Origin of the sequence: Citricoccus parietis (genome assembly GCF_042433045.1) — a bacterium.
Taxonomy (GTDB): domain Bacteria; phylum Actinomycetota; class Actinomycetes; order Actinomycetales; family Micrococcaceae; genus Citricoccus; species Citricoccus parietis.
In genome coordinates, this window is record NZ_JBHLWH010000022.1 from 17,137 (window position 1) to 31,478 (window position 14,342).

At 70.0% G+C, this 14,342-nt stretch carries 13 protein-coding genes; 1 reads left to right on the top strand and 12 read right to left on the bottom strand.

Features of this window, described 5'->3' with window-relative positions; genetic code table 11:
- Nucleotides 1–40: 40 nt before the first annotated feature.
- The 12 genes from tatC to ACFFIO_RS08280 all read right to left on the bottom strand — a co-directional run bounded on the left by tatC (nt 41) and on the right by ACFFIO_RS08280 (nt 13,287).
- Nucleotides 41–898: a twin-arginine translocase subunit TatC gene (tatC, locus tag ACFFIO_RS08225; protein ID WP_378041106.1), complete on the bottom strand. Its 858-nt coding sequence runs from the start codon at nt 896–898 to the stop codon at nt 41–43.
- An 18-nt stretch (nt 899–916) separates the two neighbouring features.
- Nucleotides 917–1,213: a Sec-independent protein translocase subunit TatA gene (gene tatA, locus ACFFIO_RS08230; protein WP_378041107.1), complete on the bottom strand. Its 297-nt coding sequence runs from the start codon at nt 1,211–1,213 to the stop codon at nt 917–919.
- Nucleotides 1,214–1,251: 38 nt separating this feature from the next.
- Nucleotides 1,252–3,336, bottom strand: a complete 2,085-nt coding sequence (locus tag ACFFIO_RS08235; protein ID WP_378041108.1) for a helix-turn-helix transcriptional regulator — start codon at nt 3,334–3,336, stop codon at nt 1,252–1,254.
- 7 nt (nt 3,337–3,343) lie between these two features.
- Complete coding sequence (locus ACFFIO_RS08240; protein ID WP_378041109.1) at nt 3,344–3,739, bottom strand: FKBP-type peptidyl-prolyl cis-trans isomerase; 396 nt, start codon at nt 3,737–3,739, stop codon at nt 3,344–3,346.
- A 65-nt stretch (nt 3,740–3,804) separates the two neighbouring features.
- Entirely contained in the window at nt 3,805–4,839 is a 1,035-nt protein-coding gene (locus ACFFIO_RS08245) for an FKBP-type peptidyl-prolyl cis-trans isomerase (protein ID WP_378041110.1), read from the bottom strand.
- 101 nt (nt 4,840–4,940) lie between these two features.
- On the bottom strand, nt 4,941–6,413 hold the full coding sequence (gene pafA, locus ACFFIO_RS08250; RefSeq protein ID WP_378041111.1) for a Pup--protein ligase: 1,473 nt from the start codon (nt 6,411–6,413) through the stop codon (nt 4,941–4,943).
- A 5-nt stretch (nt 6,414–6,418) separates the two neighbouring features.
- On the bottom strand, nt 6,419–6,622 hold the full coding sequence (locus ACFFIO_RS08255) for a ubiquitin-like protein Pup (protein WP_159551046.1): 204 nt from the start codon (nt 6,620–6,622) through the stop codon (nt 6,419–6,421).
- Nucleotides 6,623–6,698: 76 nt separating this feature from the next.
- Nucleotides 6,699–8,270: a depupylase/deamidase Dop gene (gene dop / locus ACFFIO_RS08260; protein ID WP_378041167.1), complete on the bottom strand. Its 1,572-nt coding sequence runs from the start codon at nt 8,268–8,270 to the stop codon at nt 6,699–6,701.
- A 131-nt stretch (nt 8,271–8,401) separates the two neighbouring features.
- The gene (gene arc, locus ACFFIO_RS08265) at nt 8,402–10,078 is read right to left on the bottom strand and encodes a proteasome ATPase (protein WP_378041168.1); all 1,677 of its coding nucleotides are present in this window, start codon (nt 10,076–10,078) and stop codon (nt 8,402–8,404) included.
- Between the two features lie 169 nt (nt 10,079–10,247).
- On the bottom strand, nt 10,248–11,357 hold the full coding sequence (locus ACFFIO_RS08270) for a tRNA (adenine-N1)-methyltransferase (RefSeq protein WP_378041112.1): 1,110 nt from the start codon (nt 11,355–11,357) through the stop codon (nt 10,248–10,250).
- Between the two features lie 32 nt (nt 11,358–11,389).
- Nucleotides 11,390–12,529 (bottom strand): site-2 protease family protein, encoded by a 1,140-nt coding sequence (locus ACFFIO_RS08275; RefSeq protein ID WP_378041113.1) that lies wholly within the window; start codon nt 12,527–12,529, stop codon nt 11,390–11,392.
- Nucleotides 12,526–13,287, bottom strand: coding sequence for an HAD family hydrolase (locus ACFFIO_RS08280; RefSeq protein ID WP_378041114.1), 762 nt, complete (start codon nt 13,285–13,287; stop codon nt 12,526–12,528). Before ACFFIO_RS08280 ends, ACFFIO_RS08275 begins: the two co-directional genes overlap by 4 nt.
- Nucleotides 13,288–13,420: 133 nt before the next feature.
- On the opposite strand from ACFFIO_RS08280, the gene ACFFIO_RS08285 reads away from it, so the two are divergent.
- Nucleotides 13,421–14,308, top strand: coding sequence for a PAC2 family protein (locus ACFFIO_RS08285; RefSeq protein WP_378041115.1), 888 nt, complete (start codon nt 13,421–13,423; stop codon nt 14,306–14,308).
- Nucleotides 14,309–14,342 lie beyond the last annotated feature (34 nt).

Sequence of the window (14,342 nt, forward strand, 5' to 3'; positions counted from 1 at the left end):
GGCGGTGGCTGACGGGCGGTGACTGGCGGGTGGCCGTTGCCTACAGTTCGTCGAGAGACGCCGGACCCGTGGTGAGGTATTCCTCGTTGTCCTGCTCGGCCTTCGCGGCACGCTTGGCCCGCCGCTTGTCGTTGACCAGGCAGATGATGATGGCAACGCCGAAGAGCAGGATCAGGGGCATCGCGAGGTAGAACATCGTGATGGCGTCCGAGCCCGGTGCGGCCAAGGCGGCGATGAGAGCGATCAGGAAGACGGTGATGCGCCAGTGCTTGATGATCTGCCGACCGGGAAGGACACCGATCATGTTCAGGCCGACCAACACCACGGGCAGCACGAGGGCGAACCCGAAGGCCAGGAACAGCCGGAGCACGAAGGGGATGTAGACGTCCGCCGAGATCACGTTGGCGGTGCCCTCCGGGGACAGTCCCACGAAGAATTGGACCGCCTCCGGGAGGACCAGCCAGCCCAGTGCGACACCCAGGATGAACAGCGGGACAGCAGCCCCGATGAACCCCAGGGCGTAGCGCTTCTCCTTCTTCTTCAGCCCCGGCACCACGAAGGCCCAGACCTGGTACAGCCAGACGGGGCTCGAGATGACGAGCCCCACGAACAGGGCGACCTGGAGCATGATGTCGAAGGGCTGCCCCACGGCGCTGAAGGACACCGTGACGATGCGGCCCTCGTCGGAGAGCCGGTGCACCGGGTCGATCAGGGCCGAGAAGAACGGCTGGTAGATGATGAACCCGACGACCGCGCCCAGGGTCAGGCCGATGCCGGCGACGATGAGGCGGTTGCGCAGTTCCTTGAGGTGGTCCTTGAGGGCCATCTCCCCCGCGGGGTTGTTCTTGCGGGAGGCCCGGGTGACCTTGGTGCGGGCCGCCTTGGGAGCAGACGTCATGGAGGCGGTGACCTGCTGCTACTGCTGGTCGTTGGTGCCGGTCTTCCGACCGTTCCGCGTGCCGTCGGTGTCACCGTTGACGATGCGGCCCTCGACGGCGTCCGAGCCCTCGGGGTCCTTGCCGTCCGCAGAGTCAGAGGTGTCCTGGGTGGCCTTCTTGTCGGGGCCGTCGTCCTTCATCTGCTTGACCTCGGACTTGAAGATCCGCATCGACTGGCCGAGGTTGCGGGCCATCGCGGGCAGCTTGGGGGCCGCGAACAGCAACAGCACGATGGCGATGATGATGACGAGCTGCCATCCCTGAAGTCCAGCCATGGGGGGCGTCCTTTCGATTGAACGTTGTCGAGTTTACGTCACGCCGCTGGGCCGGAGCCCGTGGAGACACCCGGTGACGGTGAATTCCCGGTGACGTATCCGGTCCGGGCGCGCCGGAGCCAGTCGACGGTCGATTCGACGAGGTCCTGGGGGGCCAGCACCCTGAACTCCCCTCCGAAGCGGGCCGCCTGGGCGTGGGCATAGTCGGGGTGGGCGAGCCTGACCTCCGCGACCACCGAGCCGTCCTCGAGGACGGCGGTCCTCTCCGGATCGAATCCGGCGGCCAGGTCACGGATGCGGTGGGCGAAGTGGATCGTCACGGCGGTCTCGTCACCGTGCTGGGTGAACAGGCGGTCGTCCACAGGCAGGTGACGGGGTTCGAAGGTCTCCCCTGTCTCGCGGACGGCGGCGATCCGGTCGAGACGGAAGTTCCGCCGGCCGTCGCTCGAGCGGCACCAGGCCTGCAGGTATCCGTGGCCGCCCTCGCTGGTGATGCGCAGCGGCTCCACGGTGCGGGTGGAGGTCTCGTCCCTGGTCGCGGAGTGGTAGTCGATCGAGAGCAGGGTCTGTTCGCGGACGGCGGCGTGCAGCCGGCCGGCCAGCTCGGTGAAGGGACCGAAGTCGAATCCGGCGACGATGCCGGTGCCCGCCTGCTCCACCTCGGGACCGGACACGGCCAGGATCTTGTCCAGCGCCGACGCCGTGTCCTGCCGTTCGGTGTCCGTGAGTCCCGGGATGCCCGCTGCCGCGCGGAGGCCGATGGCCAGGGCGGCGGCCTCCGGAACGCTGAGGCGAAGCGGTCCGGAGAGTCGTTCGGCCTGGGTGATGCGGATGCGGCCGTCCTGCTCCAGGACCTCGAACTGCTGCCCGGCGAACTGCCGTTCGGGCATGCCGCAGAACCAGAGCTCGTCGAGGATGGCGGTGAGCTCGCGGTCGCCGACCTGGAGCCGCTCGGCCAGTTCGGCGCGACTGATCCCGTCCCGCTGGTTCGCCAGCCCGATGGCGTCCACCACGGCGGCGACCTTGTCCCGGTCGGTCCGGCGATTGCGACGCCGCTTCGGCGTGCTGAGCGTGTAGTCCGGCTGCGGGGCCGCATGGGAGGCCAGGGCGCCCTCGAGCAACGTCACGACGGCGGCCCGCAGCGGGTCCCCGACGTCCGGAACCCTGGCCAGGGGTCCCGCCGCGGCGATGCTCCCGGCCAGTTCCGCCGGGCGGGTGTAGGTCACCCGGACCTCGTCCCAGCCCGTCGGCACCGTGGCGGGATTCCCGGTGGGCTCGGCACCGATCCGCAGGTGGACAGCCCGGCCGGTGGCCAGGTGCAGCACGGTGGACGCCGGCTGCCGCTGCCCGGAAACCACGTCGTGGACCGCCTGGACGTCGAAGTCGGCGGGCCGGCGCGGGGCACGGTCATGGCCGGGGCCGGCCGCAGCCACCCGGGGCTCGGACTCGATGCGGGTCAGCCGGAAGGTGCGTTGTTGCTGCCGGTCGAGGTCCCATCCGACGAGGTACCAGACGCCCGTCGGGTTGGTCAGCGCCCAGGCCCGGACGGTCCTGTCCTCGGCGCGCTCGGCATTCACCGTCCGGTAGCTGAAGCGCACCACCGACTGGTCGCGGACCATGTCCCCGAGTTCTGTCAGGTAGCGGTCCGCTCCCGCCAGGCGCACTCCGAAGGCCTCGTGGTCAGAGCCGGACCTGGCCTCGAGCCAGTCCTCCCCCGCGTCCACCCGGCCGAGGGCCCGGACCACGGCATGGCCGATCTCCGAGCCGGCCCAGGCGGATTCCGCCCGCATCAGGGCCAGGCGCTCCCCGTTGGTGAAGGGGACGGCCGGCAGGTACATCCGGTCCTCGTCGATCCGGTAGCGGGTCTCCCCGCCCGGTTCCGAGGACTCGAAGCCGGACTCGTCCTGGACCGTGAAGGACTCCAACGGTACGCCGATGCCCTTCAGGACCTCCTTGTCACGGGTGAACATCTTCTCGAACGCCGCCGCGGACGGGGACAGCGAGTAGGCGTCCACGGAGGCGACCAGGTACTCGCGGGTGACCCCGCGGCGGCCGCTGGCCAAGAGCACCCACAGCAGCGAGACGATGCGCTCCGTGGAGCGCGCTGGCGATGCGGCGGACACGGTGGGTTCAGTTGATCCCGACGAGGTCCACCACGAAGATCAAGGTCTCGCCCGGGCCGATCTCGCCGCCGGCACCGGCGTCCCCGTAGGCCAGGTGCGGCGGGATCTCGAGGCGGCGCCGGCCGCCGAGCTTCATGCCCAGCAGGCCGTCGTCCCAGCCCTTGATGACCTGGCCGACGCCGACCTGGAAGTCCAGCGGCTGGCCGCGGTTCCACGAGGCGTCGAACTCGGCACCGGTGGACCAGGCCACCCCGAGGTAGTGGCAGGAGACCCGGTCGCCGGCTTCGACGGCCTGGCCGGAGCCCTCGGCGATGTCCTCGATGACCAGCTCCGCCGGCGGATTGTCACCGGGGAACTCGATCTCCGGGCGGGTGCGGTCGTAATTGCGCTGTCCGAAGGACATGGGTTTCTTCCTTCCAGAAGGTGGGGCTCAGATCAGTTCGGGTCAGTTCTGCGGTCCGTCCCAGCCTACTCAGACTCGGGGGACGCTGATGCCGCGGGGGCTGACTCTGCCGGTGCCGATTCTGAGGGTGCCGGCTCGGTCGACTCCGGTGCCTCGGCGGGCTGGGCCGGTGGCATGGTGTGCAGGATGTCCACCACGAACACCAGGGTCTCCTCCTGGAGCTCGTTGCCCTCGGTGCCGCCGTAGCCCAACTCCGGCGGCACGACGAGAAGCACCTGGGAGCCGACCTTCTGGCCCTGCAGGCCCTCGTTCCAGCCGGCGATGAGCTGGTCGAGCTGGAAGCCCGCCGGTGCGCCGGTGGACCACGAGGAATCGAATTCCTCGCCGTCGGACCACTTCACGCCCTTGTAGTGGATCGTGACGTAGTCGCCCTCGCCGACCTCCTCGCCGGAGCCCTCGATGAGCGGCTGCACGACGAGATCGGTCGGGGCGTCGCCCTCGGGCGCGGCGATGGTCGGCTCGCCGGAGTCCTCGTTGAGGGTGACGGCTGGCAGAGAGTCGTCCGTGACCTCCACGGGCTCGCCCTCGGCGCGGGCCGGGCGGACGTCGGCGATCTGGAAGACCATCAGCTGGTCCGGGGCCCCCTGGCCCAGCTGGGCTCCGGGCATGAAGAAGGAGATCTGGGCGCCGACCTTGTTCTGGTCGAGCATGTTGTAGAGGACGTCATTGCCCTCCTTCAGCGCGTCATTGAGGAACACGGCCTCGGAGCCCTGGGTGAAATTCTCGGCGGTGACCTCGCCGGAGGCCGGATCCACGATGGCGGTCTGCACCAGGGCGATGTCGCCTTCGTTGACGTCCGCGCCGTCGCCGTCCTTCAGCACGCGGGAGGAGACCTCCTCGGCCTGGATCTCCCCGTCCACGGTGACCTCGGGGACGCCCTCCTCGTTGACCTCCATGGACACGGGCTCCAGGGCCTCGATGTCACCGGCGCCACGCGGCTCCGGGGCGGCACAACCGGCCAGCAGCAGGGCGCCGACGAGGGAGAGGGACAGGGGCGCGGCGGCGCGGGACCGGCGCGATCGGGACACGGTGCGGGACATGGGATCCTTCGGTAGTACGGGACGGGGCCAGCTCCCGGCCGAGGAGGGCGGCGGGGCGACACCCAGGCCGGGCCTTCGCCCGGCCTTTTCAGTCTGTCACGTCAGACTGGATGGACGCTGGATGAGTCGGACTCCCCGCCAGACGCGTGGCGCAGGTGACCGATGAGCGCATCGAGTCGATCGGACTCGGTCTGGAACGGGTCCTTGATGCTGATGGCCTGGAGCGGTCGGTCGTTGAGCTTCAGGTGGGTCCAGTCGACCGAATAGGTCTGGTCAGCATCCCGTGCAGCCCGGATGAACCGGCCCCGCAGGGTGGCCCGGGTGGACGGCGGCGGGTTGTCCACTGCGTCCTCGATGGCGGCATCGTCCAGGAACCGGGCGGCGGCTCCGCGTGACTGTAACAGCGAGAACAGGCCCCGCTGGGGCGTGATGTCGTGGTAGGAGAGGTCGAGTTGGGCGATCCGTGGCGCATCCCAGTCCAGGGAGTTCTTCGCGGCGTATCGGGACAGGAAGCGGTGCTTGATGGCCCAGTCGATCTCGGTGTCGATCTGGGAGTAGTCTCCGCTCTCCACGGCATCCAGAGTGCGCTCCCACAGATCGAGCACGGCCGGAACCCGGTCATGGTGGGATCCGTTCTCCCGCACGAACGCGGTGGCCTGCTCCAGGTAGTGCCGCTGCAGCTGAAGGGCCGAACGGTGGCCGCCGTTGCGCAGTTCGAGCTCGGCGGTACCGGTGAGGTCGTGGGACACCTGCCGGATGGCCCGGATGGGGTTGGCCAACTGGTGGTCACCCAGGGGCCGCCCGGCCTCGATCATGCGCAGCAGCAGGTCGGTGGCCCCGAACCGGACCAATTGGGTCGTCTCGGACATGTTCGAGTCCCCCACGATCACGTGGAGGCGGCGGTACTCGGCGGCGTCCGCGTGGGGCTCGTCCCGCGTGTTGATGATGGGCCGGGAACGGGTGGTGGCGGAGGAGATGCCCTCCATCACGTGGTCGGCCCGTTGGGAGAAGGCGAAGTGGGGTTCCGGAGGGCCGGGAATGAGCGCCTCCGTCCCACCGGCCCCGTGCAGTCCGCCGTGGGTGGTCCCGGTGCGGACTCCGATGGCCTTGCCCGCCCCGGAGACCAGTTGTCGGGTGATCAGGAAGGGGATCAGCGCCTCGGACAGCCGGCGGAACTCGGTCCGGCGGTTCAGCAGATAGTTCTCGTGGGAACCGTAGGAGTTGCCCGCGGAGTCGGCGTTGTTCTTGTACAGGTAGATGGTCCCGGTGAAGCCGTCCGCCCTCATGTGCCCGGTGGCCTCGTCGATCAACTCCTGCATGACCCGTTCTCCGGCCTTGTCCACTGCCACGAGCTCATCCAGGGTGGAACACTCCGCCGTGGCGTACTCCGGGTGGGAGCCCACGTCCAGATACAGCCGGGAGCCGTTGCTGACGAACACGTTGGAGGAGCGCCCCCACTCGACCACGGGGCGGAACAGGTACCGGGCGACCTCCTCGGGCGTCAGCGGCCGTGATCCCGGATGGGAGTAGTGCACGCCGAATTCGGTCTCGATGCCCATGATCCTGCGATCCATGCGGGCTACTGGCCGCCCTTCTGGACGAAGCCCTTGACGAACTCCTCGGCGTTCGTCTCGAGCACCGAGTCGATCTCGTCGAGCAGACTGTCCAGGTCAGCGGTGCTGGTCTGGCCCGCAGCGCCCGTGGGTGCGGGCGTGGGATCCGCGTCAGGACCGTTGGCGGAGTCTTCCTCGCGCTCGAAGGATGAGCCGTACTGCTGTGACATGGTCGCTCCTGATGGTGGTGATGGTTGTGTCTGTCGGTGAGGGGACTCAGCGGAGTCAGGGGTGTCCGTGATGCCGTTACGGGCCGGCCTGCACCCGGGCCAGGGCCTCGAGCAGCCGTCCGTAGGAGCCCTCCGCCGCCGGCTCGTCGAACACCCCGGACAGTTGTTCTGCCGAGCCGGCCAGCGGCTCCCGCTGATGGAACCGGTAGAGGGGACCCTCGCCGTCCTCGCGCACGAGGAGGGTGTCCCAGCTGGCCCCGACCACGTGACGTCCGAACACGCCCACCGTCCGGCCGCGTGCCCAGGCCCGGGTGTCCCGCGGAGGTGAGCCGACGGCGTCGCGGATCCTCTCGTCCGGCACCAGCCGGCGGAGCGATCCACGGCGCAGCATCGCCTGGTAGAGCCCCTTGTCCGGGCGCAGATCCGCATACTGCAGGTCCATCATGCCGAGGCGGGGATCGCCCCAGTCCAGGCCGTGGCGCTGCCGGTACCCGGACAGGAGTTGGTACTTGGCCACCCAGTCCAGCCGGTCGGCCATGGCGGCCGGATCGGTCCCGAGGGTCTCGACGGACTCCCGCCAGGCGTTCAGCACGTCCAGCGTGGCCTCGTCGCCCATACCGAAATGGTGGACATGCCGCTCGGCGGCCTCGAGATAGACCCGCAGGATCTCCAGCCCGGTGGCCTCACGGCGGCCGCCCGGGCCCGCACCCTCCAGGGGACGCACCAGGGGGACGGTCGCCTGCAGGGTGGGATCGTGGCTGATCCGTTGCAGGGCCGCCACGGGGTCCATGAGTTCCACCTCCGGCGCGGTACCGAGCTCGATCATGGAGAGCACGAGGGCGGTCATGCCGCAGCGCAGCCAGGTCGCGTACTGGGAGAGATTGGCGTCCCCGATGATCACATGCAGCCGGCGGTACCGGTCGGCGTCGGCATGCGGCTCGTCCCTCGTGTTCACGATGGGCCGCCGCACCGTGGTCTCCAGGCCGACCTGCTCCTCGAAGAAGTCCGCCCGCTGGCTGATCTGGAACCCGGGGCTCGACCCGGTGACACCGAGCCCGACTCGACCGGACCCGCAGATCACCTGCCGGGCCGTGAAGAACGGCACCAGGCGCTGTGCCAGCTCGTCGAAGTCCAGGCTGCGGGTCACCAGATAGTTCTCGTGGGCGCCGTAGGACACCGATTTGTTGTCCGTGTTGTTCTTGTACAGCAGCACCTGGGGCTCCCCCGGCGCCGCGGCGATGCGCTGCGAGGCGGCCAACGCCACCAGGTCACCTGCCTGGTCCCACACCATGGCGTCCAACGGGTTCGTGGTCTCGGGTGAGGAGTACTCGGGATGGGCATGGTCCACATAGAGTCGGGCCCCGTTGGCCAGCACCAGGTTCGTCAGCAGGTGCACGGGACTGCCGTCCTCGTCCATCAGCGGCTGATCCGTCAACTGCGTGGGATGGGCCGCCGAGCGGGGCAGCTGCCAGCCGCGGGCGTCCACGAGCGGGGATTCCTCCCCGTAGTCCCATTCCGTGCCCGCCACGGTCCCGCCCCGGGACGTCACGAGGTCCGCATAGGCGTTCACCACCTCCACGGAGAGCACAGAGTGGCCGGCGCCGGGGTTGGCGGGGGCATGGACGCCGTACTCGGTCTCCAGCCCCATCACCCGGTGGACTCCCCATCCTGCGGTGTCGCGTCCGGCCGGAAGCACGGCATCGGCCGGGACCAGCCCGTGCCGGTCTGCCACCACGGGCCCGACGCCGGCCGATCTGTCCGGGGGTGTGGGCACGGGCGTCACCGTGACTCCTGCTGGTCGGCCGAGCCGTGACGGACCAGCATGCGGATCCCGGCGACGCGTCCGCCGCGGTGACCGGAGACCCGAGCCCACTCCTCGGGTGAGGTGTTGTTCGGGAGGTCCTCCTGCTCGGTGAACTCCTCCCGGACAGCCTGCAGCAGGTGCTCGGTGCGCAGTCCCTTGGCCTCCTCGGCGGAGCCGGCCGTCAGGTAGTCCTTGATGGCCTGTTTCTTGGCCCGGTCCACGATGTTCGCGATGACGGCACCGGAGGTGAAATCGGCGAAGTACAGCGTCCGGGTGGTGCCGTCCACGTAGGTGACCTCGAGGTACTCGGTCTCCGGGCCGCGGGCGAACAGGTGGTCGGTGACGGCGGCGATCATCGCCGCGACGGTGTCCGCCCGGCTGCCGTGACGCTCCAGTTCGGCGGCGTGCAGGGGCAGGGCGGTGGTGAGGTACTTGCCGAAGATGTCCGCGGCGCCCTCGGCATCCGGCCGGGAGACACGGATCTTCACGTCCAGGCGGCCGGGGCGGAGGATCGCCGGGTCGATCATGTCCTCGCGGTTCGAGGCGCCGATGACGATGACGTTGTCCAGCCGTTCCACGCCATCGATCTCGGCCAGCAGCTGCGGAACGATCGTGGTCTCCACGTCCGAGGAGACGCCGGAGCCGCGGGTGCGGAACAACGACTCCATCTCGTCGAAGAACACCACGACCGGGTACCCGTCGGAGGCCTTCTCGCGGGCGCGGGCGAAGATGGTGCGGATGTGCCGTTCCGTCTCCCCCACATACTTGTTCAACAGCTCGGGGCCTTTGATGTTGAGGAAGTAGGAGCGGCGCTCCTCCGTGGAGCGGGCGGCCAGGGAGGAGGCCACGGCCTTGGCGATCAGGGTCTTGCCGGTACCGGGAGGCCCGTAGAGCAGGATGCCCTTGGGGGCCTTGAGCCCGTGCTCGCGGTACAGGCCCGGGTGCAGGAAGGGCATCTCGATGGAGTCGCGGATCTGTTCGATCTGGTCCCGCAGGCCTCCGATGTCCTCGTAGCTGACATCCGGGAGTTCCTCGAGGACCACGTCCTGGACCTCGTTCAGCGGGACGACGTCCAGGGCCTGGCCGGTGCGCGAGTCATAGGTGACGGCGTCCCCCACACGGATGCGCTGACCCGAGAGGCGGTGTGACCGGCGCACCACGCGTTCCTCGTCCCCGCGCCCGACGACGACCAGCAGGCCGTCGTCCAAGGTCTCCTTCACCCGGACCAGCTCCCCGGCCCGTTCGGCCTCGAGCACGGACACGATGGTCAGGGACTCGTTCAGCAGCACGTCCGAGCCGGGGGTGATCCGGGCGGGCTCCAACAGGGGGGACACGGTGACGCGCATCCGGCGGCCGTTGTGGATGACGTCCACGCCACCCTGCACGGTCGCCGCGATCTCGACACCCTCGACGGGCTCGCGGGCCGGGTGGACCTCCAGGACCGTGGCGAAGGCGAAGGGGGCCTCCCCGTCCAGCTCCAGCGCGGCCTTGAGCGTGGTGATCTCGTCCCGGGTCTCCTCCAGCAGGTCGACCATGCGGCGGTTGTTCCGGGCGGCGGTCTGCAACTGGTACTCGAGCGTCCGGTTCTTCTCCACGAGGGTGGCGGCGCGACGCTTCGCCGCATCCAGCTGGTGCGTCTGGCCGGACTCCATCGGCGTGGTTCCGGCGGTGGTGGGATCGCTCACGGATACCTTTCCGGCCAACCGGATCGGGGAATGCCTGAGGTCAGCCTTACCTATCCATCCTAGGCCTGTCCGCGAACGCTGCGGTGCGCTTGGCTGGTGGCGTAACCAGGGTCCCGGCCGGTGGATGGTCTGCCGGTCAGAGGTCTGCCGGGTCGACCGGTTCCACCGGCGCCATCGGATCCGCAGCGGCGGCCGGGCCCTCACCGGGATCCGTGTCCGCGAGGTGGCGTCGCGCGCCCTTCTGCTCCATGGACGCCGCCTCGCGGGCCGCCTTGCGCGCCTTCTTGTCCGTCACGGGGCGTTCGCCCAGGGCCTGCGGGGTCCAACGCGACTCGTCTGCCGGTTGCCAGGCCTCCACGTCCACGGCCTTGAACTCGGAGACCTTGGAGCGCTTCTTCAGCGCCAGGGCCTCCTGGCCGGTGGCCAGGCGGCGGCAGACCAGCAGGAAACCGGTGTGGGCGACCATGCGGTGATCGGGCCGCACGGCCAGGCCGTCGAGGTGCCAGCCGCGGACCATGGTCTCTGAGGCCTCGGTCTGGGTGAATCGTCCGTCCTCACGGATCGCCTCCGCCACGCGGGAGAGCTGGGTGGCGGTGGCGACGTAGTTGATCCACACGCCGCCCGGCGCCAGCACCGTCGCGACCGCGTCCAGGCACTCCCACGGGGCCAGCATGTCCAGCACCACGCGGTCGACGGAACCGGGTTCATGGACCGTGGTCATCTCCTCCTGTGCGTCGCCGAGGTGGATCTGCCAGGCCGGGTGCTCCCCGCCGAAGAAGGTCTGGACGTTGGCGCGGGCCACGTCCGCGAACTCCTCGCGGCGTTCGTAGGAGTGCAGTTCCCCCGCGTCCCCCACCGCGCGCAGCAGGGAGATGGACAGGCCGCCGGAGCCGACGCCGGCCTCCACCACCCGCGCGCCGGGGAAGATGTCCGCCATCTGCACGATCTGACCGGAGTCCTTGGGGTAGACGACGGTGGCCCCGCGCGGCATGGACAAAACGAAGTCGCTGATCAGCGGGCGCAGGACCTGATATTCGTGACCAGCCGAGTTCCTCGCCACCACGCCGTCCGGGCCGCCGATCAGGTCGTCATGGTGCAGGACGCCCTGATAGCTGTGGAACTGCCCGCCCTCCGTGAGGGTGATGGTGTTCAGGCGTCCCTTGGCGTCCTTGAGCTGGACCCGCTGGCCGGGGCGCAGGGGGCCACGGCGTTCGTTGACGCCGGTGGGGCTGGGGATGTCGGTCATGCGGCGGTGGTCCTTCTGGTGGGTGGTGAGGGTCAGCGACGGCGGCCCGTGGTGAGCCACTGGACCACATCGGGTTGGCGGAGCACGCCGCAGACGGTGCCGTCCGGCGCCAGTACAGCGTATTCCGCGCCGTCCACTGCGGCGAGCCGGTCCACCAGGGGGCGGCCGGCGTCGGTGGCGCGGACCACGGCGCCGTGGGTCAGGGCCCGGGCGGTGGCCGCAGCCAGGACGGACGAGGCGTCGCGGTCCTGGACGCGGGCCAGAGCGGTCTCGTCCACGATGGCCTCCGGCTGGCCGGTGGGGGCCACGAGCACCGCGAGCGTGCCCGAGGGCCGGCCCCGGACATCCGCCACGGTGGCGGTGTTGAGCAGGCCGATGGCCGGATGCATGAGTTGGGCGGCGGTCAGGCCTGGGACCCGCAGCCGGAGCTGGGCACCGCGGATGGACTCGGTGGCACCGGTCCAGAGGAAGTAGCCGACCATCACCAGGATGACGATCAGCGGGATGTCGGCCGGCCGCCCCTGCGCCAGGGGCACCACCACCACCCCGACCACCAGGGCCAGCACGATGAGGCGTCCGGCCCAGCCCGCGGCGATGGTCCCCTTGTCCTGGTCCCCCGTGGCCGCCCACACGGCTGATTCGACGATCCGGCCACCGTCCAGGGGAAGACCCGGGAGAGCGTTGAAGACCGCCACCAGCCAGTTCGCGTAGGTGAAGATGCCGAGCAGCAGGCTCCCGACGCCGTCGGGGGCCCACGTGACCATGAGCAGTTGGCCGCCGAGGGCCAGCAGCACGTTGGCGGCGGGTCCCGCCAGCGCCGTGACGAGGGAGCGGCCCGGCGTGGCCTGGAAACTGCCGAACTGGGTGTGGCCGCCCCACAGGTTGAGGACGATCTCCGTGGTGGGCCAGCCGAACGCCCGCGCGCTGGCGGCATGGGCCAACTCGTGGACGAGGACGGAGAGCAACAGGAGCACGGCGTAGAGGAAGGCGATCCCATACGCACCGATCCCCAGCTCGGGGAACAGCCGTTGGACCTGAGGCCCGAACAGCACCACCACGAACAGGGCGATGAGCGACCAGCTCCAGGACAGGTAGACCGGAACCCCGATCAGTGAGCCGAGGCGAAACTTCCCGCGGCGGTCGGAAACGGGCTCAAGGGCGTCGCCGCTCACGAGGCCGCCGACATCCGCGCCGCCACCGTGGCGAGGTCACGGGGGGTGCGGCCGGCGAGGGTGGTCCACTTCTCCCACCGTGGGTCATCGGGTAGCGCGAGGACGTGCGGGACCGCCACGACGGCCAGGCCCGCACCGGCTGCGGACAGCAATCCGGGCATCGAGTCCTCGACCGCGACGCAGGCGCTCCGGTCCAGGCCCTCGTGGCGGCGCGCCATGACATCCAGTGCCGTCACATAGGGCTCTGGGTCCGGCTTGCCCCGCAGGACCATGTCCCCCGTGACGAGGAACTCGAGTGAACCGGTGGGGACGGACTCGGCGACCACGGCGGCCAGCGGGGCGTGGGACATGGTGACGAGGGCACAGGGCACGGCGGCATCCCGCAGCGAGGTGAGCAGTTCCCGGGCACCGGGGCGCCACGGCACCGTTCGGCGCACGCCGTTGACCACGTCCGACATGGTGTGCTCGATGATCTCCCCCACGCTGAGCGTGACCCCGGCTTCCTGGAGCAGGCGGGCGCCGTGGTCCAGCGCCTGGCCCACCAGCCCGTGTGCCAGCTCTGTGGTCCACCGTCCACCGGCGGCCTCCACGAGGGCACGCTGGCTCTCGTTCCACAGCGGTTCGGTGTCCACGAGGGTGCCGTCCATGTCCCAGAGGACCGCTGCGGGCACAGCCTCCCCGCCGGGGCCGTGCTCGGGCAACGGGGTCGTCGGGCGGTCCTGGGGGCGCGGAGCGCCTGCGGAGGATCGGATGGGCATGCCTGCCAGTCTAGTGGCGGACGGACGCGCTCCTGACGAGAGCCGAGCCGGAGAGGCCGGGTCCGGTTCTGGTTAGGCCTACGTCCGGCACACGTCTGGCACCTCACGTTCACACGGGTCTAGGGTGGCCATCATGGCAGAGATGGACGGAACACCAGCCCGGCAGCCGGGACTGCGCGACCATCTGGCCGGAATGGTCTCCGGACGCCGGCCAGTGGTCATGGTCGCGGCCTTCGAGGGCTGGAACGACGCCGGCGAGGCGGCCACCAGCGCGATCGACCTGCTGCGCCGCCAGTGGGGTGCGGCCGCGGCCGGCTCCCTGACGGACGGCGACTACTACGACTACCAGTTCACCCGTCCCACGGTGGTGCGCGACGCCGACGGGCTCGGCACGTTGTCCTGGCCGCAGACGCGCATGTTCCGGGCGACCGACGTGGAGGGCCTCGACGTCATCCTGGTGTCCGGGGCCGAACCCAGTTACCGATGGCAGGCCTTCACGGCCGAACTGCTGACGCATGCCGCCGAACAGAACGTGGACGCCGTGATCATGCTGGGGGCGCTGCTGGCCGACGTCCCGCACACCCGGCCACTGCCGGCCAGGCCCACCAGCGCCGATCCCGAGCTCCGGGAGGCCCTGAGCGCCCAACGGCCGACGTACGAGGGCCCGACCGGGATCGTGGGAGTGGTGACGGACACGGCCGCACGGGCGGGTCTGCCGACGGTGTCCGTGTGGGCCACGGTCCCCCACTATGTCTCCCAGGCTCCCTCCCCCAAGGCGGAACTGGCTCTGCTGCGCCGGATCGAGGACCTCGTCCAGGTGGGCCTGGACCTCACGCCGCTGGTCGAGGACGCCGAGGCCTGGGAGCGCGGCGTGAACGAACTCGCCGGAGAGGACCCAGACGTGGCCGCCTACGTGGAACAGCTGGAACGCGCGAGGGACACCGAGGAACTGCCCGAGGCCTCTGGTGAGGCCATCGCCCAGGAGTTCGAGCGGTACCTGCGCCGGCGCGGTCGGGACTAGCCGGACCCGGACCTGTCACCGGCGGATCCCGTCA

What these genes read in the sequence shown, in the direction of transcription:
- pafA (WP_378041111.1), bottom strand. Translation starts at nt 6,413, where the DNA reads ATGGATCGCAGGATCATGGGCATCGAGACCGAATTCGGCGTGCACTAC.
- ACFFIO_RS08280 (WP_378041114.1), bottom strand. Translation starts at nt 13,287, where the DNA reads ATGCCCATCCGATCCTCCGCAGGCGCTCCGCGCCCCCAGGACCGCCCG.
- arc (WP_378041168.1), bottom strand. Translation starts at nt 10,078, where the DNA reads ATGGAGTCCGGCCAGACGCACCAGCTGGATGCGGCGAAGCGTCGCGCC.
- tatC (WP_378041106.1), bottom strand. Translation starts at nt 898, where the DNA reads ATGACGTCTGCTCCCAAGGCGGCCCGCACCAAGGTCACCCGGGCCTCC.
- ACFFIO_RS08255 (WP_159551046.1), bottom strand. Translation starts at nt 6,622, where the DNA reads ATGTCACAGCAGTACGGCTCATCCTTCGAGCGCGAGGAAGACTCCGCC.
- ACFFIO_RS08240 (WP_378041109.1), bottom strand. Translation starts at nt 3,739, where the DNA reads ATGTCCTTCGGACAGCGCAATTACGACCGCACCCGCCCGGAGATCGAG.
- ACFFIO_RS08245 (WP_378041110.1), bottom strand. Translation starts at nt 4,839, where the DNA reads ATGTCCCGCACCGTGTCCCGATCGCGCCGGTCCCGCGCCGCCGCGCCC.
- dop (WP_378041167.1), bottom strand. Translation starts at nt 8,270, where the DNA reads ATGGGGCTGGAGACCGAGTACGGCGTCCATGCCCCCGCCAACCCCGGC.
- tatA (WP_378041107.1), bottom strand. Translation starts at nt 1,213, where the DNA reads ATGGCTGGACTTCAGGGATGGCAGCTCGTCATCATCATCGCCATCGTG.
- ACFFIO_RS08270 (WP_378041112.1), bottom strand. Translation starts at nt 11,357, where the DNA reads ATGACCGACATCCCCAGCCCCACCGGCGTCAACGAACGCCGTGGCCCC.
- ACFFIO_RS08285 (WP_378041115.1), top strand. Translation starts at nt 13,421, where the DNA reads ATGGCAGAGATGGACGGAACACCAGCCCGGCAGCCGGGACTGCGCGAC.